The organism is Leptospira noumeaensis, assembly GCF_004770765.1.
GTDB classification, from domain to species: domain Bacteria; phylum Spirochaetota; class Leptospiria; order Leptospirales; family Leptospiraceae; genus Leptospira_A; species Leptospira_A noumeaensis.
In genome coordinates this window covers 612937-631440 of record NZ_RQFK01000026.1, presented here as the reverse complement: position 1 = coordinate 631440, position 18504 = coordinate 612937, and the positions used below count along the sequence as shown (strand labels likewise).

Genomic DNA, 18504 nt, shown 5'->3' with positions numbered 1-18504 from the left:
GAATCAAATTCATTTTACTTAGAATCTAAATTTTTTAAAAAACTGACAAAAACAGGACAGATCCCTTGGGAATGTCCGAACTTTGGTCTTCAAAATTTTTTTACACTGATACAAGATGGTTTGTATTCATCCGCGAGCATGGTTTCAAAAAAATCAATTGTAAGGAAAACGTTTTTTCGTCTACTATGCCAAGGTCATGTCACTCAAACAAATTACTATCTATATTGAAGAGTCTGATCATGAATTTTATAATCGCATACTACGTGACATAACAAACATTGAATCATGTAACGTTCATAGCTTTCATTCCATCTTAGATATCAAACCGGGAACCATTAAGGAGTCTGCTGTCTTCTTATTTTGGAATGATCCTAAAGTTCTAGAGAAACAAAAATTCATTTTTGAACAATTTCCAGAATCTCCCTACATATTACTCTCAACAACACCATTAACACCGGATGAATTAGAAAAATCTGCTCATCCAACGTTTCTACACCTTGCCGAACCAACCTATTCTGTAGGAATTTTGGATTTAATATTAAACTTTGCAGAACGACTCATTGAAGATATGAACCGTTCGATTGCTTATGATAAAATTAGAGAAAAGGTAATCGTCCTTCAGAATGTTTTTGAAGAGTCATTAGATATATTAATGCAGATCGATCCTGGAACGAATCAGATCATCAACGCCAACAAACAAGCAGTAGTTGTATTAGAGTATCCACTTGAAGATATAGTGGGGAAAGAATTTTCTTTTTTTATGCCTCCAGTGGAGGTAGATGAGGATGAAGAATTTGAAGGTAACCTAATCGAAAGTACCGCCTTAAAAACTAAATCTGGAAAGTTTATACCAACAGAGTCTTCTTTTCGGTTATTTCCAGTGAATGGTAAAATGGCGATTTGGGCAACGTTCCGTGATATCACAGAAAGAAAACGATCCCAAGAACAAGTAAAAAACCAAAAGGCTTTTTATGAGTTCATTTTGGACAACTTGGACTCTGACATTGCGGTGTTAAATTCCAATTATCAATATGAATATACAAACCCAGTTTTTTTATCGAACAAAGAAATTCGTAAATGGTTATTTAAAAAAACAGATGTCGAACTTGCAGAAAAATTAGAACTTCCCGCAGAGTTTCATGAAAAACGAAAAAAATATTTAGATGTAGCTGCCAAAGAAAACGAAATTGTTCAATTTGAAGAACTCATCCAAGATAGTAACGATAAAGTAACGTATTTATTGAGAAAATACATTCCAATTGATGATGCAGAAACTAATAAAAAAAGGTTTATTAGTTTTGGTGTTGATATTACTGAAAGAAAATTATCTGAAGAAAGAATTACGTATTTAGCTTACTATGATGCGTTAACAGGATTATCGAATAGAACTTTATTTATTGATCATGCAAACCAAGCACTAAAAAATCATAAGTCCACTGAGACCTTACTTGCTTTTTACTTTTTTGATATCGATAACTTTAAGTTTATCAATGATAGTTTGGGGCATACCAAAGGTGATATTCTTTTGCAAATGGTTGCCGCAAGACTCAAACGAGTGATGACCGAGGTTGATACTGTTGCTCGGTTTGGTGGAGATGAGTTTGCCATTTTAAAAGTAGATGTTTTGAATAAAAGTGCCGCAGCCGAATTTGCACAAAAAATTTTAGATATTCTAAGCCAACCATTTCATATCATGGGTCGTGATTTATTTACCACCATTAGTATGGGGATTGCTCTTTCTCCCAACGATGGAGTTTCAACTTCTGAATTGTTAAAAAATTCGGATATGGCAATGTACAAAGCCAAAGAACTCGGTAGAAATAATTTTAAATTTTATACCAATGAACTCATCCTTCGTTCTGAAAAAAGATTATACATTGAAAATTCATTACGTAAGGCGATTCAAAACGAAGAACTAATACTTTTTTTCCAACCAAAAATATCGACTGTGACCAATCTAGTTTGTGGTGCGGAAGCCCTCATTCGTTGGAAACATCCGGAACGAGGTTGGGTTCCTCCTGTAGAATTCATTCCTGTTGCGGAGGATTCAGGTATTATCGAAAGAATTGGTGATTGGGTTTTAGAAGAAGCCTGTCGGTTAAAAAAGGAATGGAAGAGCCAGGATTTTCCCAGTTTTCCAGTAAGTATCAACGTAAGCGGAAAGCAATTAGCGCGCGCTAATTGGTCGCATCGTGTCCAAGCAACAATTGCCCAATTTGGTATTCATCCTGAGGAAATCGAGTTGGAATTGACCGAAAGTTCCATCATGGAGAATCCAGAAAAAAGTATCGAAGCTTTTGAATATTTGGCAGGTCTTGGAATCAAGGTATCGATTGATGATTTTGGTACAGGATATAGTTCTCTGAGTTACCTGAAAAAAATCAATGCAGATGTTCTAAAAATTGATAGATCGTTTGTGATTGATTTGGAAATCAACGAGGATGACCGAGCCATTTGTAAGGCCATTATCAATATGGCGCACTCTTTGGGTATGGAAGTCATTGCAGAAGGTGTAGAAAACCCTGTTCAAAGGGATTTGTTGCATGATTTGGGATGCCATATGATCCAAGGTTATCTTTATAGCAAACCTCTACCTGCTGAAGATTTTGTTACTTTCGTTAAAAATTTTAACGAATCTGCTAAAACAAAATAGCCGAAGTTTAAAGAGATGATACGGTTCTTATCTTTTATAGTTTTAATTTTATCTTTTGTTCGTGCTGTTCCTGCGGAATCGCGCGAGGTGAAAAAAAAATCAGTTAAAGTATCTTCTTCCAATTACTTTGTAAAAAAAGAAGAAAAGAATTTTTCGCTCCTGATGGAAGCAAGAAGATTTGGAAGGGGAGAGGTGATTTTCCTTCGATTAACTCCAAAAGATAAAAAATGGATTAACGAATCCTTTAAAGTTAGTTGGCTTGGAAAAGATGTGATCCTCACCAAAAGAGAAAAGAGTATGGTTGCTTTTTTACCTGTTTCTCCTGATACACCGGCAGGAGCTATGACCCTCGAAATTGTATCAAAAATCTTTTTTGTCAAACGAGGACAAAAACAATACCAAATCATCTTAGAACCAACCAAGTTTCAAGTAATCAAAAAAAACCAACAGATCAAAGTGGATGAAAAGTTTGTAACAAAAGAACTTCCTAAAGAAACTTTAGATTTTATCCAAGAATGTAAAACGGCAAAAGAAGCTGCTTTTGCGAAACAAAGTCCGTTACAATTTGCGAGTAACTTCAAAAACCCATTGGAAAAAATCTTTATTACTAGCAAGTTCTATGTTAGGCGAGATTATAATAACAAACAAGGTAGGCCGCATGGTGGTGTAGACTTTCGTGGAAAAATAGGAACACCAATTTTTGCGATCCAAGATGGGGTGGTGGTTCTTGCGAGAAAAACTTATTACGAAGGAAATTTTACCATTGTAGATCATGGGAATAAAATCTTTTCCTTTTATATGCACCAGGATGAGATTAAGGTGAAAGTAGGTGATGTTGTAAAACAAGGTCAGATCATTGGGGCTGTAGGAACCACAGGAATGTCTACGGGACCTCATCTCCATTTGGGTGCCAAAATTAATGACACACTTGTGGATCCACTTTCTTTGATCGCCTTACAGTCGATTGCCGAATCTAATTGAAGCTAAAAATTCACGAATGCCTTGTTCGTGAATTTCTCCTTTTTCTAAATTCTCAGTAATGTGTAGTAAAAGTTTGTCGTGGTTAGAAGTTTCCACTAAAACAAATCCAGTTTTCGCATAACGAGGTCTTAGTAGATCATAAAAAGTCCAAAACTTTGATGTGATAATAAAAGGTTCCAATTCTTTTTGTTGGATTTCCTGGATATCTTCGATATCTCCCTTACTCACTTCTATTTTTAGAAATTCAGAAAATTCTGAGACAGCTTGGTTTTCTTGAAATCCTAAATAATCAGGAAAATAAAAGATCCGCACAAAAGGATATCTGTTGGCATCATGATCACTAAAAGCAAGAAGCCCTGCAATTTGACCTGCACCCGTTTTATTCTCCATAGTTAAATCTTCTGGTTTGAAAAAATAAAATCCTTCAGGTAGAGTAAATCCAAACTGCAATTCCTGGTTCCAATATTGGTTATTGTCTGTGACTTCCCAACCATTCATGTCCTTTTCTTCAATTTGGTATTTGTTTTTGAAGAGGAGATAAGCAGATAATTTTTCTGCACCTTGTAAAGCTTTGAAAGCAATGAGTGCGTTACTAGCAATCAGACAAGCTGCAATCAAAAGGCGCGCATACTCCTCGAGATGGAGGACACGAATGAGAAATGCAATGGCCACAAATATAACTAGGAACACGGCTCCGGCTTCAAAGACCAGAACCTCAGCCAACCATAAAGCGAAAATAAATAATACAACAACACCTAACTCGATGAATGGGTGAAAAGTTTCTGCCCAATAACGATTGATGACATACAAACTCCCATAAGTGATCAAAAGCCCAACGACCAAAGACACTATGCAGAGAACAAAAATATAATGCCATGGCAAATGGGATTCATGATAAATGAAAAAAGGAATGGCAATGATTGAATATAAAATGAGTAAGTTTCTTGGGGATTTGGGAGCCAAGAATTTGATAAAGAAACCACTTGCATGATTTTTGATTTTAGTTAGTGTTTGGAACATGACGGCGATTACAGACTTCTTTCAAAAAATCCAAAACCAAATTGTTGAAATCCAAACTACCATCAACCAGATCAAAACCAGTTGGGAGAATTTTCAAAAGTTTTGGGATTTGTTTTTTACTTTAGTCCCTTGGGAAGTTCTCCTTTTACTTATCTTTTCTGTCATCCTCCTTTCCGTTTTCAATTCAGTTTCTCCCAAAACTCCGAAGGCCAATCTCACCATTGCAATTTTGTTACTCTCTGCTCTTTGGATCTATTTTTGGGGTTTGTTTTCGAAAGAAATCTCTTATGGAAAGGTAATCTTCGCTTCGCTCTACATTCTGATTCCCTTACATGCCATCGGTCTCGGCCAATGGGTTTATGGATTTGGAAAAAAACTCTATTGGAAAAAAAGACGGATCCAACCAAAAATTTGGGAATCTGCCCTCCACCAACTTTCTTCGGATTATCATAAGCTGGTAGGCAATGCCCATTTGTTTCATGAAAATATCCAAGAGAATCGAAATTCTTTGTTAGAAGAGATCAAACGGATGGAAGAATCGATCCAAGGAATCAAATCTTTACTTTTGCAAGAGAAACAAACAGATACTAAAAATCCAGAGGCAAAATAGAAGAAAAATCTAGTACTAGGATTTTCATCTTGGATTACAAATTTCTCGTGAGTATTTTTTCATTCCGTTTGGTTTCATCGAAGGATTAAAGTTCTATTTCCCCACAACTTGTGGATAAAATCCTAGTACAGTTTGTACATCATGGTCATGCGCTGGGATGATTTGCAGTTCTGGATTTTTTTGCCATAAATGGTGCACACGAGAAATTTCTTCTCCAAGACTTTTGGTATCAAAATCTACGATCCATCTAGCACCTCGTGGTTTGTGTTTTTTTTCTGTAAAACCTTCTTTTCGCCAAACAATGTCCCCTGTGAGAAAATAAACTTCTCCATTTTTCGTATGTAAAAATAATCCTACCGAACCTTCGCTATGACCTTTCATAGGAACAAATACAACTGTTCCATCTCCATACCAATCGATACTCTTCGCATAAGACGCATAAGGTTGATTCATAAACTTTAAATGGCTCCAAAGGACGGAATCGCCATCAAACTGAGAAGGGATATATCCTAGTTCGATTTTTGGATTGTTCAATTCATTTGGCAAACTATGAATTTTAGCCAATGGAAAGTCTTTGAGTCCACTGGCGTGGTCCCAATGGAGATGGGAAAAAAATACATCTTGAACGGAATTTGAAAGAACACCATGGGAATCCAATTGTTCTTTTGCCGTTTGGAATGGTTTGTAATCCATTAAAAGTTTTAGATACAAAGGAAAAACTTGAAACTGTTCTTTGACTTGGGTTCCGAGACCTGTATCAAATAAAAAATTTCCTTTGGAATGTTGGATGTAAAAAGCGGAATGGGCAACCGTTACAGTTTTGAATACGGAACCACCTTCTACGACAAAGGCTTCTAATGTAGTCGCCTCTCCTGTTTTGAGAATGGAAAAAACGACATTGGATTTCGCAATTGGTTTGGGGATGAGTCCAGATTCTTTTTGTTCATCAAATACAAAAGGGGGAACTGTTTCTTTTGGGTATCCAAGAAAATAAAGAAAAAAACCGATTCCTATTATTAGGCCAATGCTTAGAAATATTTTTGATTTAGATTTGAGTTTCAATTTTGATTTGTCCTATAAAAAATTAGTTTGGTTTGAAAAGTAATTCAGCAGTTTTTGCGGCCACTCGTAATGGTTCTGGTGATTTTTGTAATTTAGAAAGTAACAAGGCACCTTCCCATAAAGAGAGTAGAGAAAGAGATAGATTTTTTGCCAAACGATTGGTGTATCCTTTTTCCACCAAGTATGTTTCAAAGGTTTTTAACCAAAGTGAATATACCTCAGCACAAACATTCGATACACCAGGAACCGACCCAGAAGTTTCCATAGCAGTTGTGGCAATGGGGCATCCTTTTTTATAACCACTGGAAACAATTCGGTTCTCTAAAGCATGAAACACTTGTTTAATGGCTTGTGCTGGTGAATCCGCTTCCGCAAGAACTGATTGGAAGAACAAATTCAATTGGTTTCCCGAATGGAGGATAGCAAGGTTTGTGAGTTCGTCTTTTCCGCCAGGAAAGTGGAAATAGAGAGAACCTTTGGGTGTGCCAGTTTCCTTTCCTAGTTCGATAATCCCGGTGGCTTCATACCCAGATTCCTCCAAAAGACCAGCCATAACCTCAATCATTTTCTGTTTGGTTTCGATTCCTTTTTTGCCCACAAAGCCAATCCATTACAAAATAATAGACCGGTCAACATAAAAATATGGTATTTCCTAAACACCATGTTTGACCCAAAACATGGCTTTGACAAATCCCTATTTTCAAAGGCAGAAGGAGAAGGGCTAAACCTAAAGTCTCTATTTTTCTCCAAGAATAAATCTCATTGTTTTTTTACGTCTCGGCCGATAAACTAAGTAGTACGGATTTCGGGAAGAAGTATGATCAATAAGAAGCCATCGCTCACAGGAAGACAAAAGGCCGCCATCTTTTTGGTTGCGGTTGGAAACGAAGTGGCCTCCGAAATCTTCAAACATCTTCGTGAAGACGAGATCGAACAAATCACGTTCGAAATTGCTCGTTTAGATAAAATCACACCAGAAGACAAAGAGAAGGTGCTTGTTGAGTTCAATGAACTCATGATGGCCCAAGAGTTTATCACCAATGGTGGTATCGACTTTGCTCGGGGACTTCTCGAGAAAGCCCTCGGTAACCAGAAAGCCATTGATATCATCAACCGGCTCACTTCGTCTTTACAAGTAAGGCCCTTCGACTTTATCAGAAGGACTGACCCGGCCCACCTCCTCAACTTTATCCAGGGGGAACATCCGCAAACCATCGCCCTTATCCTTTCTTATTTGGATCCGCAAAAAGCATCCAATATCTTATCGAACCTTCCACACCAGATCCAAGCGGAAGTGGCCAAACGGATTGCTACGATGGACCGGGTATCACCGGACGTACTCCGCGAGGTAGAACGGGTGTTAGAGCGTAAACTATCCACTCTTGCTTCTGAAGATTACACCTCTGCGGGGGGTATTGATTCTGTGGTGGAAATTCTAAACCTTGTAGACAGGGGAACAGAGAAAACCATCATCGAAGCCTTGGAAGAGGAAGACCCCGAACTTGCCGAAGAAATCAAAAAACGAATGTTCGTATTCGAAGATATCGTTTTACTTGATGACCGTGCGATCCAAAAAGTAATGCGTGAAGTGGATAACACTGACTTGGCGAAAGCACTTAAGTCGGTGGATTCTGAAGTACAAGATAAAATCTTTAAAAACATGTCCAAACGTGCGGCAAACCTACTTCGGGAAGATATGGACTTTATGGGTCCTGTCCGACTCAAAGACGTGGAAGATGCACAGCAAAAGATTGTAAACATTATCCGTAAACTGGAAGAAGCGGGCGAGATCGTTGTGGCTCGTGCGGGAGAAGACGAACTTGTGGTTTAATCCACAAGTTTTTCTTTTAGAACATTCGAATATTGGAAAAATCTATTTGTTGCGATTGCTGAACTTTCCCCATTTAGGAGGAAATTCGATGAGTGCATCTTTGGCGGAAATTTCGTTTCGTTCTAATTTTTGATTTAGAGTGATGAGTTTGTGTAGGTTTCCCATCGAGAAGGATAATTCTGTAATATCAAAATCATCCAAACGAACTTTGGAATTTCGGCAGAAAAGTTTGAGTTCCGATAGAATCAAAGTGACACGTGCATTGGCATAACGGGCCACAATTTCCTCAAATTCTTCTTCGTTAAAAAATTCTTTTTCTAAATCGTAATCGAATTCTTGTTTAATGAGTTCAATCAGAGAAAGTCCCAGTTCTTTGGCGACCAAAACGACATAATCAAATTTTGATCGGATCCAATCATCGGATTCTAAGAGTTCTAGCGCCGAACGAGGTATATCCAATTTCTCAGATAATTCAACTCGTGTTAGCTTTCGTTTCTCGCGATAGGTTCTAAAATAGTTCTGTTTTTCCATGTTGTAAAAAAAAATTCAAAAATACCGTTAATAACGGTCTGAAAAGGCTCCAAAAACGTTCTTAACGTTCTGGATGAATAAGATTCGCATGGAATGGATTGACTTACAGCAGGAAAGAACCGTTAGGCTCAAGTTACGCTAAATTTCCTTTCTGGAGTCCACCACCGAGGTTACCCTAGGCGGTGGACTCGTTTTTTCCACCCTTTTCTTATTTCGATCATTCGAATTCTCTAATTTTACAGCCTTTCCGGGGTAAAACTCTGTCCATTTCTCCGTAATTCTCCTAGATTTAGAAAAAGACAGAGGTTTCTTTTTGAATCGGGAGTATAAAAATTTCTTTATCACCGTCGTAGATGCGTAAGATGGAATCCTTTAGAAAGGATCGAAAGGAAACCATTGATGAACCAAATCCGGAAATTTAGAATCAGTTTAATCATTATTAGTTTGATTGGCTTTTATTTCACTAACTGCGCTACGGTGGAGACCCCAAAGCGATTGCGTAAAGGCTTGGATTTACAAGGCCATCGAGGTGCGAGGGGTCTAAAACCAGAAAATACTTGGCCTGCCTTTGAAGAAGCGATCAAATATAAAATGGTTACTTTGGAACTTGACACCGTTCTTACTAAGGATAAAAAAGTTGTCATCCATCATGATTCGGATACAAACCCAGTGATCTGTCAAAATGCAGATGGAACCGAACTTAAAAAAACTTCTCTTTATGAATTAACATTAGCTGAATTACAATCTTATGATTGTGGATCTAAAAAAAATCCTAATTTTCCGAAACAAATTCCTGTGCCTGGGACCAAACTTCTGTCCTTAGAAGAATTTTTTGAAAAAGTAATTTCTTACGAAAAAAAATCAAAGGAAGTTTATGAATTTAATATCGAAACCAAATTTCCTGATGATGGATCTGCTCCTGATAGTTTGGTAAAAGAACATACAGAAAAACTAATTCAAATCATTGAAAAGTATAAAGTTGTAGAACGTTCTACGATCCAATCTTTTGACCTTCGCACCTTAACTTTTTCCAAAACTAAAAATCCGAAAATAAAAACCAGTGCTTTGTTTGTTCCGACCTATTTTCAAGGTTTTTTAATGACAATAGGATTTGGAAATGGATACCGAGATACAATTGTTTCCGTAGCAAAAGAGAAACAAGCGGACATCATTTCTCCATACTTTTTGTATGTAACTCCTAAGTTTGTAAAAAATTCGCATGACAAAGGTTTGTTTGTAATTCCGTGGACAGTCAATACAGAAAAAGAAATGAAACGTTTGGTTTCTTGTGGTGTGGATGGAATTATTTCTGACTATCCAGATTTGTTGGATGGAGTGGTTCGCAAAGAACCTTAAATTCCCCAAACCACTGTACAAAGTGAAGAATAGAGAGAGAGGTAATTCGTTGCCTCTTTTTCGATTCGATAGATGTCAGAAATCTCACCTGCACTTGCAGCAGATTCAATACTTGCATTTCCTGAAGTGAAAAAGAACCCATAACGTTTTACACATGATTTTCCTTTTTTTAAGGGAAGTTTTGGTAAGTTACGTTCAGACAAACCCAAGGAATAGGAAGCATACAAAAAACCCGTAGGTCCTAGTCCTTGTGGTTGGCCTAAATTAATACAATTGCAAATAGATAGAGTTAAGGCGATGGAAACCAAGATTACGAATGATTTTGTTTTAAATTTGGAATTTAGTTTCATTCGTTACCAGAGATTTCGACACAGAGGTTTGCATAAATTCCAAGAATGGCGAGTGTTGTCCAATTGGTTTCGGTAACATTTTGAATTTTGGATCTAGACTTTAAAAATTCCAAAGAAGCATCTCCAAAAGAAACAAGGCCAAGTACAGAGTGTACGCAAGAAGTGGCTCGTCTTTTGGATGATTCTCCCGTTCCAAAAATTCCAATTTTGGTTTTTGTGTACAAAAATCCCCGGGGCCCAAACCCAGGGGAAGCGCAGTTTTCAAAAAACAAACTAAAAAAAACCACAAGAAGAGTAGAAAAGAAAAAAGTTCGATTCAAAAAATTTCCTTAGTTTGTGATGAGATCTTTATGTTTGTTTTTCATCTGGATGCATTTTTTCTCTGAATCAATTTGTTTCAAAAGAGTTTTTTTGATCGTTGCAGGAAGTTTTGGATGGTTCCCGGTAAACTTTTTTAAAATAAGTAAGGTTTCGTCTGTGCAAAAATCTGGAGCCAAACTTTTAGCAAAGGCATCTAAATAATTTTCATCTTCACCTCGATTGAAGCGGTCGAGGGCATCAAAATAGGTATCTAAAAAACCTAATTGGATGTCTTTTTGGCTTTCGGGGAATAAAGAATAAGAAACCACTCGAAGCGTAGAAGATGAATATTGACTCGACTTAGGGTTGAGAAGGATTTTGATCCATTTGTCTTTTACAGTGCGATTGGGTTCTGCAGCTTCGGCCGCCAAACTAGAGTTTACTCCTCTACTAGAAGGATCTACTTTTTTCTCACGATCGATGATGGATTGGATTTGGGTTCTGTCTGTTTCCAAGGAACTTAGTTTTACGATTAAGTTCCATCTTAAGTCTTGATCGATTTTTAATCCGTTCACGGAGAGTTTGTTTTCCAAAAAGTCGTATAATCGTTTTTTAGCCGTTGTGGAATAAGTTGAATCGATTAAGGAAACAAATAAATATCTTTGTTCATCACTTCCCGGTTTTGATTTATTTAACTCTTCCCAAATAAAACTTTGTAAGGAATCAAAATCACGAATTCGTTTTTCTTCAGGAAACCAATAACGACTGGTGATATATGTGGAACCATTGTCTCCAGCCACACGTGATAAAATCCATCGTTTGATTTTAGTATCAGATTCTTTTGGATACAAACGAATGGCAGTATCTTTAAATTCATCAAAGGTAATATTTGCTAACTGGACTTGTCTAAAATAATCAGTCCACAAAATGAGTTTTCTCATTGGGTCTGTATCATATTCTAAAACATATTCCAAATTTTCTTTATTTGGTTCTGTCCATTTCCAAATGGCAAAGTCATGATCTTCTGCATTGATAAAACGATAATCAGGACAAGTTTTTACAGAAAAAATTGCGTTGGAAGAACGACCAGAATAAACTACAGGAAATTCTTCATAACTAAGTAGTTTGTTTGGTTTATCAAAATAATAAAGTCCCAGTATGGTTTTATGGTCTCTAAGTTTGTTATCCAAACCAGGAGCTGATTGTACAATTTTCCAATACAATTGGTTGTCTGCACAAATCGTCGTTAGTTCCACTTGGTTGGTACCTTTGGTTTCCAACCAATCTTTGGACCATTTTTTCATTGGGAAACCACTCGCAAATTCCAACTCTTTTAAAAAGTCAGTCAGTGTAGAATTCGAATAAGAATATTTACGAAGATAATTTTGTACACCGCGTTGGAAGGCCTCTTCGCCAATAAAATATACTAATTGTTTGAGAACAGAGGCACCTTTTCCGTAAGTGATTCCATCAAATTGGGTGAAGGCTTCTTCCGTGTCAGAAACTTTTGCTTCTACAGGATGGTTCGTAATATAACTATCTTCATCGTAAGCCCATTGTTTCATTTTTTCAAAAAAACTAATCCAAGTTTCTTTGAATTCTGAATTTTTTGCTTGGGCTAGGCTCGCCATATAAGTCGCAAAACTTTCGTTAAGCCAAAGTCCATTCCACCAACGCATCGTAACAAGATTTCCAAACCACATATGTGCCATTTCGTGTAAAACAACATCAGAAAGATTTTCTCTTTGGGATCTTGTCATTGGTGCTCGAGAAACAAATCGTTCCGAAAAAGTTACGGCCCCAACATTTTCCATGGCTCCAAAGTTAAATTCTGGGACGATGATTTGATCATATTTTAAGAAGGGATAGGGGATTCCAAAATAAGAATTAAAAAAAGCAAATCCTTCTTTGGTAAAAGTAAACCAGTCTTTTGGATCTACATACTTTGCGAGAGATTTTCTAACAAGTAATCTTAGAGGGATGGATTCAAAGTTATCTTCCCAAACTTGGTAAGGGCCTGCGTGGAGAGAAAAAACATAAGTCGAAATTTTTGCTGATTCTGGAAAGGAGTAAGAAATTTCCTCTGGGTTTGTTCCTTTGGATTGCCCGTTGGGAAGAGTAGTGGATATGACTCTCCAGTTTTTTGGTGCAGTTGTACTGAGTTTGAAAGTGGCTTTTAAATCAGGTTGGTCAAAACAAGGGAACATTTTGTTTGCATGGAATGCTTCGAATTGTGAATACAGATATACTTCTTTATCATCGGGATCAGTGAATTTATGTAGACCGTTTCCAGTTTTGGCATAAGGAGTTTCAAATTCAACAGTGAGAGTGTTGTTACCAATCATTAGATGGTTTGCAGGCAATTGGATATGACCATTTTCGTAAGGGAGGTTTGTGAGATTTTCTTCGTTTAAAACGATACTTTTGATTTTCCCTTGGTAATAATCCAGTCTCAGGTCTCGGAGTTTTTTTCCCAAAAATCGAATTTTGACCTTTCCTGAAAAACTATCTTCCGGAGTTAAATGGACATCTAATTCGTAGTGTATGTCTTCTATAATTTCGAACCTAGTTTCTGCTTCTGATTGTGTTAGGTGGTAAACTGGTTTTTTCAGACGACAATCCAAAAGCAAAACAAAGGGAATTAAGGTAAAAATTTGTAAAAGTTTTTTCATAGAAGCTCCGTCTCGTTATGGTTGAAAATTACGATATAAAATGGCCCAATCGATCGACTTTCGATTTTTCCATTCTGGTTCGCTAAAGTATTTGCCACCAATCGAATTTAGGATCATTTCCATATAGTCTTCGCCTGGATCAAAGTCTTTTGCGTTTAGGAAAATAGAACCACCCCACTTTTTCTTGGCTTGGGTATGGCTAAAAACACCTGATAAATCTTCCACTTTTTCATTCGAAAGAGGGATTTTATATTTTGATGTGAGTTCAATTACAAGATCTTTCACAGTTTGGATTTGTTCCGGTTGTTTGAGTAGTTCTTCTGTGTCTTTGGCAACAATTTCGATTTGGATACAATTATCGTTCGTGCCGGTAGCAGCCGCTGCTCTATCTTCTAAAACATCAACTAGTTGGTAAGCCTTTCCGTTATTATCGATCATGATAGATGCGGTTAGGTTACGAGCTTCCAGTGTACGAAGGGATTTAAAGTATTCCGAAATGGCAGTGTAGTGTAACACCACACAACTTGGTTTGATTTTTCCTCGGAAAGTGTATTTCACGCGATATTCTTCAGGAGGAAATCCTTTCTCATCTTTTTCAATCTTTGAAAAAACAATTTTTTCTGCTTTGGTTATCCCTCTTCCATTGGTAGGTTTAAAAGTTTCTTTTAAAATATCTTTGTTTTCTTTTTTTAAAACCCAACCAGTTACAAAACGATCTTTCCAATCATCTTCCTCGTAATATTTTCCATCGATTTCAGAAAGAATTTGTTTGAGTGCGAGTTCACTTCCACAAGGAGAAAAATCAACAAATCCGCCAAACCGACGTTTGGTTTGATTATGAGTGAAAACTCCACGTTTAGAAATGACATCATAATTGGATTTGGGAATGTCGAGTTCTTCGGTTAAATAAGAAATGATTTGGTTTAGAACGTTACGTTGTTTGCGATTGTTGTAGAGAGTTTCTTGAGTGCCTTCATAGATAATATGAATGGATTCTAAGTCAATTCCTGGAGCGGCCGACCATTCGTGATTTAAAAATTGCGGATCTCCAAAGATATTTCCTTCCGAGTCCACATAAACATGAAACATAAATTGGTTATCAACGGAAAGTTTGAGAAAATCAGGGAACTTACGTTTTCCCGAATTGTGTAGGATGATGGCGGAAACTGATTTTGGGTCTCGTGATTTGGAGAGAGAACTCCATTTAACATTTTTTACCGACTCCAGTTCGTTATAAGGTACCAAACCTTGGATGCGCATGGACGGAAAGTCGGGGGCCCTTCGAAAAATACCAATACATCCAGTAAAAATAAGGAAAATGAGTGATAATTTTACAAGTTTCTGACACAATGGGTTCAAAAATAAAACAAGGACAAGTGACTTGGAGCCGTATACACCCTTTATCCTATCGCGAAATCGTTTCTTAAAGTTTTCTCTCAAATGTTTTGCCTTAACTGCCGTTTCGATTCAGGGAGTGAATTGTGGTCCTGGACTCTCCACACCTGTTCTCCGGGGAATTTCCCCAGAACAATACCACAGTTTTCGTAGTTTGCAAGAAGTCTTCTTAAGCGACAACCCCATTCCGAATTTTGATTTAGGACTTGCATTGGATAATTATGTGTACGGCCATCCTTATCCCATCGAAACAGAAAGCGTTATACAATTGTTAGCTACTGTTCCTTCCTCCATCTTAGCTGCTATTGCACTTGATTTTTCTTTCACTCCTATTGTGAAACTTCCTATGGAAGAAAGAATCAAACGATTGCAAGAGTGGAAACATTCCTCACTTGGTCTCAAACGTGGGGTTTACGCCATCCTAAGACAAATTTCATTTTTCCTTTTAAGTTCCGACAAAGAGTACCAAAAATTTGTCGGTTATATCCAATAAGGCGGACACCATGGGAATTCCTGTTTTTAACGAAAAAATCATCACACCAAAAAAACACGCAGAGATCATCAAAGAAAACAAAATTGAAAATGGAACTTGGGAACTGAATGCCGATGTTGTCATCATTGGGTCTGGTGCCGGTGGATCCGTTGCAGCCAGTGAACTTGCTAGAAATGGTTGGAAAGTAGTTCTCATTGAAGAGGGAAGTTACTTTACCCCTGCCCAGTTCAATTCTGATGAATTCATTTCGCAAGCTAGACTTTATCGGGATGCGGGGTTCATTGTTAGCGAAGAACAAACACTATCGATTTTGCAAGGGAAGTCCATCGGTGGATCTACAACCGTCAATTGGCAAACCTCACTTTATCCTCCTGACTATGTAACGAATGAATGGAGTGAACGATTTGGATGGCAAGGTTATTCCCGGGATGAAATGGATTCTTATGTTTCCGAAGTTCATGAAAGATTGGGTGTTCACGAAGTTCCGGATAACTTAGTGAATGCGAATAACAATGTCCTTCGTGTCGGTGGAAAAAAAATTGGCCTCACTCCACAGGTACTTCGTAATAACAACCGTGGTTGTATTGGGCTTGGTCGTTGTGGACTTGGTTGTCCTATCAACGCTAAACAATCTGCATTTTTAACTTGGATTCCCGATGCGATTGAAGCGGGTGCGATTGTTGTTTCGAATATGCGAGCGGCAAAAATCAAAGAAGGTAAAATTAAAACGGTTATTGCCGAATTTACACCTGATGCTTATGAAACGGCTCCGAAAGAAGTCATACAAATCATGGAAATCAATGCTCCTGTTGTGATTGTCAGTGCTGGTGCCATTGAAGGTCCTGCTCTTCTACAAAGGAGTGGGATTGGGAATGGATGGGTGGGTAGAAATTTAAAAGTCCATCCAACATCTACCATCTTTGGAAAATTTGATTCGGAAATCAAAATGTTCCAAGGCCCACCACAGTCTATTGTCATCAAAGATGGTCACAATCAAAATGGAACTGGTTATGGTTTTTGGTTGGAAGCGGCGCCTTACCGACCTACACTTGCTTCGTCCCTCGTTCCTTTTTACGGCAAACAACAGTTTGATGTGATGAAGGATTTTACAAAATACAATGCAGGGATTGTCCTTGTTCGTGATGGAGCTGATGGGGAAGCCAATGCGAGTGTGAAGTATAGTTTGGGTAGGCGAAAGGTTTATTTTGAACTAACACCCACAGACGGTCTCAATATGTTACGTGGATTAAAAGCCCTTGCGGAAGTGACTGTGGCTGCCGGTGCCAAAGAACTCATTTTTCCATTCACTCGGTTTACAGAGCCATACAAAGTCACAGGAAACGACAACTTTGATTGGATTTTGAAAGAAAGTACAAAACCTGGGGATCTAACGGTTGGTTCGGCACATCCACATGGCTCCATCCAGTCAGCAAACGATCCGGAAAAGGGCGCAGTTGATTTAAATTTGGAAATTTATGGTCATAAAAACATATTTGTCATGGATGCCTCAGTTTACCCCACTGGACTTTCGGTGAACCCACAGATAACGACGATGAGTATCGTTCTCAGAGCCTCAAGAAATCTGGCTTCTCAGAAAGAAGAAAGAACGAAGATCTAACTTTTTTCCAAAAATCCCTTTCATTCCCATGGGTTCCAACTAGTTTGGAATCCGTGCGGAAATATCTTTCCTTAGTTTTTATCTTTGTAATCTTTCAACCTACACTCTTCGCGATTGATAGCGATGCGATGAAGGAAGGAAAAAAGGCTTTTTCAAAAAAAGCTTATGGCGAAGCGATTAAAAAATTTACAAAACACGCCGACTCACACCCGCAAGACGGTGAAGCTTATATGTATTTGGGTTATATCTATGAATATAAAAAAGATTATCCCAAATCCATTCAAAACTTTAGAAGGGCTGCCGATTTGGATTTGGACAAAGACCAAAGAAAAACTGTCCTTCTCAAACTTGCATTATTTTTTAATTACCACCAAGACTGGAATTTATCAGCAACATACTCTTCTCGTTATCTGAAATATGATCCTAAAAACGAAGAAGTACAAAAGATTTACAACCGTGCTGTTGGAAACAAAGGAAATCCTTCATCCACACATTCTTATTCGCACCCAACAAAAGTAGAAACGAAACCCACTGAGACAAAACATTCGGAAACCAAAAAGGATAATCCTAAAAAAACTGAGGATGTATCGGAATCAGGAGAAACTACGAAACCAAGTGAATCCTATGAACCAATTTTGGCAAACCAACCTCACCTAGAGGATGTTCGTTGGGATTATGTTTTGGCATTGTTTGAGGAAAAAAAATACGATAAAGCGGAAGCAAACCTCAAAATCCTGATCGAAAAAAATCCGTCCAGATCTAGATACCATTACAAACTAGGAATCGTGAAATTACGACAGGACGATCCTAAGTCAGCGATAGAATCTTTTGAGCGGGCCAAAAAAAATCCGTTTTCCAAAGATACAAATGTATTTTTATATTATGTATATTTGAATGAAGGATTTGCCTTCCAAAAGTTAGCCGAGATTGATAAAGCGGAAACATCTTTCCAACAGGCTTACAAACAATTACAAAAAGATCCTCCCCTTTTGGCATTGGCAAGATTGTACGAACAAAAATCGGATTGGGAAAATTGTATTTCATCGGCCGACAAAGCCTTATCACTCAATCCCAACCAAGTAGAATCTCATATGTTTCGTTTTGTTTGTATGTTTGAGGCAGGCAAAAGAACAAAAAAATTTGATGCAAGTTTTGCTAAGTATGCCGAATTCATTGATTCTAAATTTTCAGATTTAACACAAACTCCAGAAAAATACCAAGTTGGGTTTATCAAACTAGCAAGACGTTATACGGAAACGAATGCCTTTGACAAAGCGGAAACCTATTTTTCAGTTTTAGAAAAAGATCCTACTCGGGCAGAATCTCGGGAATTTTTGTTCTATCGTGGGCGTAATTATTTTTATTCAGGGAAAGTGGACTCTGCCATTTCTATCCTTCAAAAAGTAACAGGTTCCTCCTCGGGACATTATCTACTGGCTAGATGTTATTCCAAAAAGGGTGACGTTCCTAAAACCAAAGAACAGTTTAAGTTAGCGGCTGATTTAAAACCAGAGTATTGGACATCTGAATCTTTAGAGAAAGACTTTAAAGAGGTATGGAAGGATTCTTCGTTTCGAGAATTTATTGGCACCAAAGCTGGAACTGTGAGTGCCCAAGTAAAACCTTAAAATC

General features: G+C 37.6%; 16 protein-coding genes. 8 read left to right on the top strand and 8 right to left on the bottom strand.

Going from position 1 to position 18504, the window contains the following annotated elements; genetic code table 11:
- The first annotated feature begins 196 nt into the window (after positions 1-196).
- Both EHQ24_RS11060 and EHQ24_RS11055 read left to right on the top strand, forming a co-directional pair.
- Positions 197-2653, top strand: a complete 2457-nt coding sequence (locus EHQ24_RS11060) for a sensor domain-containing protein (protein WP_135601687.1) — start codon at positions 197-199, stop codon at positions 2651-2653.
- Between the two features lie 15 nt (positions 2654-2668).
- Positions 2669-3634, top strand: a complete 966-nt coding sequence (locus tag EHQ24_RS11055; protein ID WP_135601686.1) for a M23 family metallopeptidase — start codon at positions 2669-2671, stop codon at positions 3632-3634.
- Here EHQ24_RS11055 and EHQ24_RS11050 read toward each other — a convergent pair.
- Positions 3608-4654 (bottom strand): hypothetical protein, encoded by a 1047-nt coding sequence (locus tag EHQ24_RS11050; RefSeq protein WP_135601685.1) that lies wholly within the window; start codon positions 4652-4654, stop codon positions 3608-3610. The genes EHQ24_RS11055 and EHQ24_RS11050 overlap by 27 nt on opposite strands.
- Here EHQ24_RS11050 and EHQ24_RS11045 point away from each other — a divergent pair.
- Entirely contained in the window at positions 4653-5264 is a 612-nt protein-coding gene (locus tag EHQ24_RS11045; protein ID WP_135601684.1) for a hypothetical protein, read from the top strand. The genes EHQ24_RS11050 and EHQ24_RS11045 overlap by 2 nt on opposite strands.
- 93 nt (positions 5265-5357) lie before the next feature.
- Here EHQ24_RS11045 and EHQ24_RS11040 read toward each other — a convergent pair whose 3' ends face one another.
- Entirely contained in the window at positions 5358-6326 is a 969-nt protein-coding gene (locus EHQ24_RS11040; RefSeq protein WP_135601683.1) for an MBL fold metallo-hydrolase, read from the bottom strand.
- A gap of 22 nt (positions 6327-6348) precedes the next feature.
- Positions 6349-6924 carry a TetR/AcrR family transcriptional regulator gene (locus tag EHQ24_RS11035; RefSeq protein WP_135601682.1) on the bottom strand — a complete coding sequence of 192 codons (576 nt, stop codon included), beginning with the start codon at positions 6922-6924 and terminating at the stop codon, positions 6349-6351.
- A 219-nt stretch (positions 6925-7143) separates the two neighbouring features.
- On the opposite strand from EHQ24_RS11035, the gene fliG reads away from it, so the two are divergent.
- On the top strand, positions 7144-8157 hold the full coding sequence (gene fliG, locus EHQ24_RS11030) for a flagellar motor switch protein FliG (protein ID WP_004785217.1): 1014 nt from the start codon (positions 7144-7146) through the stop codon (positions 8155-8157).
- Between the two features lie 42 nt (positions 8158-8199).
- Here fliG and EHQ24_RS11025 read toward each other — a convergent pair whose 3' ends face one another.
- Complete coding sequence (locus EHQ24_RS11025; protein WP_135601681.1) at positions 8200-8688, bottom strand: helix-turn-helix domain-containing protein; 489 nt, start codon at positions 8686-8688, stop codon at positions 8200-8202.
- Between the two features lie 399 nt (positions 8689-9087).
- Between EHQ24_RS11025 and EHQ24_RS11020 the strand changes: the two genes are divergently transcribed.
- Positions 9088-10044, top strand: a complete 957-nt coding sequence (locus EHQ24_RS11020; protein ID WP_135601680.1) for a glycerophosphodiester phosphodiesterase — start codon at positions 9088-9090, stop codon at positions 10042-10044.
- On the opposite strand, the gene EHQ24_RS11015 is transcribed toward EHQ24_RS11020, so the two are convergent.
- Genes EHQ24_RS11015 through EHQ24_RS11000 form a run of 4 tightly spaced genes read right to left on the bottom strand, consistent with a single transcriptional unit; the run spans position 10041 to position 14806 of the window.
- Positions 10041-10394 (bottom strand): TRL domain-containing protein, encoded by a 354-nt coding sequence (locus tag EHQ24_RS11015; protein ID WP_135601679.1) that lies wholly within the window; start codon positions 10392-10394, stop codon positions 10041-10043. The genes EHQ24_RS11020 and EHQ24_RS11015 overlap by 4 nt on opposite strands.
- Positions 10391-10714: a TRL-like family protein gene (locus EHQ24_RS11010; protein ID WP_135601678.1), complete on the bottom strand. Its 324-nt coding sequence runs from the start codon at positions 10712-10714 to the stop codon at positions 10391-10393. Before EHQ24_RS11010 ends, EHQ24_RS11015 begins: the two co-directional genes overlap by 4 nt.
- 9 nt (positions 10715-10723) lie before the next feature.
- Complete coding sequence (gene pepN, locus EHQ24_RS11005; protein WP_135601677.1) at positions 10724-13366, bottom strand: aminopeptidase N; 2643 nt, start codon at positions 13364-13366, stop codon at positions 10724-10726.
- 15 nt (positions 13367-13381) lie between these two features.
- Complete coding sequence (locus tag EHQ24_RS11000; RefSeq protein ID WP_135601676.1) at positions 13382-14806, bottom strand: peptidoglycan recognition protein family protein; 1425 nt, start codon at positions 14804-14806, stop codon at positions 13382-13384.
- Here EHQ24_RS11000 and EHQ24_RS10995 point away from each other — a divergent pair.
- The 3 genes from EHQ24_RS10995 to EHQ24_RS10985 are packed head-to-tail and all read left to right on the top strand — an operon-like array spanning position 14748 to position 18500.
- Complete coding sequence (locus EHQ24_RS10995; protein WP_208725752.1) at positions 14748-15254, top strand: hypothetical protein; 507 nt, start codon at positions 14748-14750, stop codon at positions 15252-15254. The genes EHQ24_RS11000 and EHQ24_RS10995 overlap by 59 nt on opposite strands.
- 10 nt (positions 15255-15264) lie before the next feature.
- On the top strand, positions 15265-16872 hold the full coding sequence (locus tag EHQ24_RS10990) for a GMC family oxidoreductase (protein ID WP_135602446.1): 1608 nt from the start codon (positions 15265-15267) through the stop codon (positions 16870-16872).
- 44 nt (positions 16873-16916) lie between these two features.
- Complete coding sequence (locus tag EHQ24_RS10985) at positions 16917-18500, top strand: tetratricopeptide repeat protein (RefSeq protein WP_135601674.1); 1584 nt, start codon at positions 16917-16919, stop codon at positions 18498-18500.
- Positions 18501-18504: the final 4 nt, after the last annotated feature.

Excerpts from the sequence above, each read along its gene's own strand:
- EHQ24_RS11060 (WP_135601687.1), top strand. The coding sequence starts at position 197 with ATGTCACTCAAACAAATTACTATCTATATTGAAGAGTCTGATCATGAA.
- EHQ24_RS11055 (WP_135601686.1), top strand. The coding sequence starts at position 2,669 with ATGATACGGTTCTTATCTTTTATAGTTTTAATTTTATCTTTTGTTCGT.
- EHQ24_RS11045 (WP_135601684.1), top strand. The coding sequence starts at position 4,653 with ATGACGGCGATTACAGACTTCTTTCAAAAAATCCAAAACCAAATTGTT.
- EHQ24_RS11050 (WP_135601685.1), bottom strand. The coding sequence starts at position 4,654 with ATGTTCCAAACACTAACTAAAATCAAAAATCATGCAAGTGGTTTCTTT.
- fliG (WP_004785217.1), top strand. The coding sequence starts at position 7,144 with ATGATCAATAAGAAGCCATCGCTCACAGGAAGACAAAAGGCCGCCATC.
- EHQ24_RS11025 (WP_135601681.1), bottom strand. The coding sequence starts at position 8,688 with ATGGAAAAACAGAACTATTTTAGAACCTATCGCGAGAAACGAAAGCTA.
- EHQ24_RS11020 (WP_135601680.1), top strand. The coding sequence starts at position 9,088 with ATGAACCAAATCCGGAAATTTAGAATCAGTTTAATCATTATTAGTTTG.
- EHQ24_RS11015 (WP_135601679.1), bottom strand. The coding sequence starts at position 10,394 with ATGAAACTAAATTCCAAATTTAAAACAAAATCATTCGTAATCTTGGTT.
- pepN (WP_135601677.1), bottom strand. The coding sequence starts at position 13,366 with ATGAAAAAACTTTTACAAATTTTTACCTTAATTCCCTTTGTTTTGCTT.
- EHQ24_RS10990 (WP_135602446.1), top strand. The coding sequence starts at position 15,265 with ATGGGAATTCCTGTTTTTAACGAAAAAATCATCACACCAAAAAAACAC.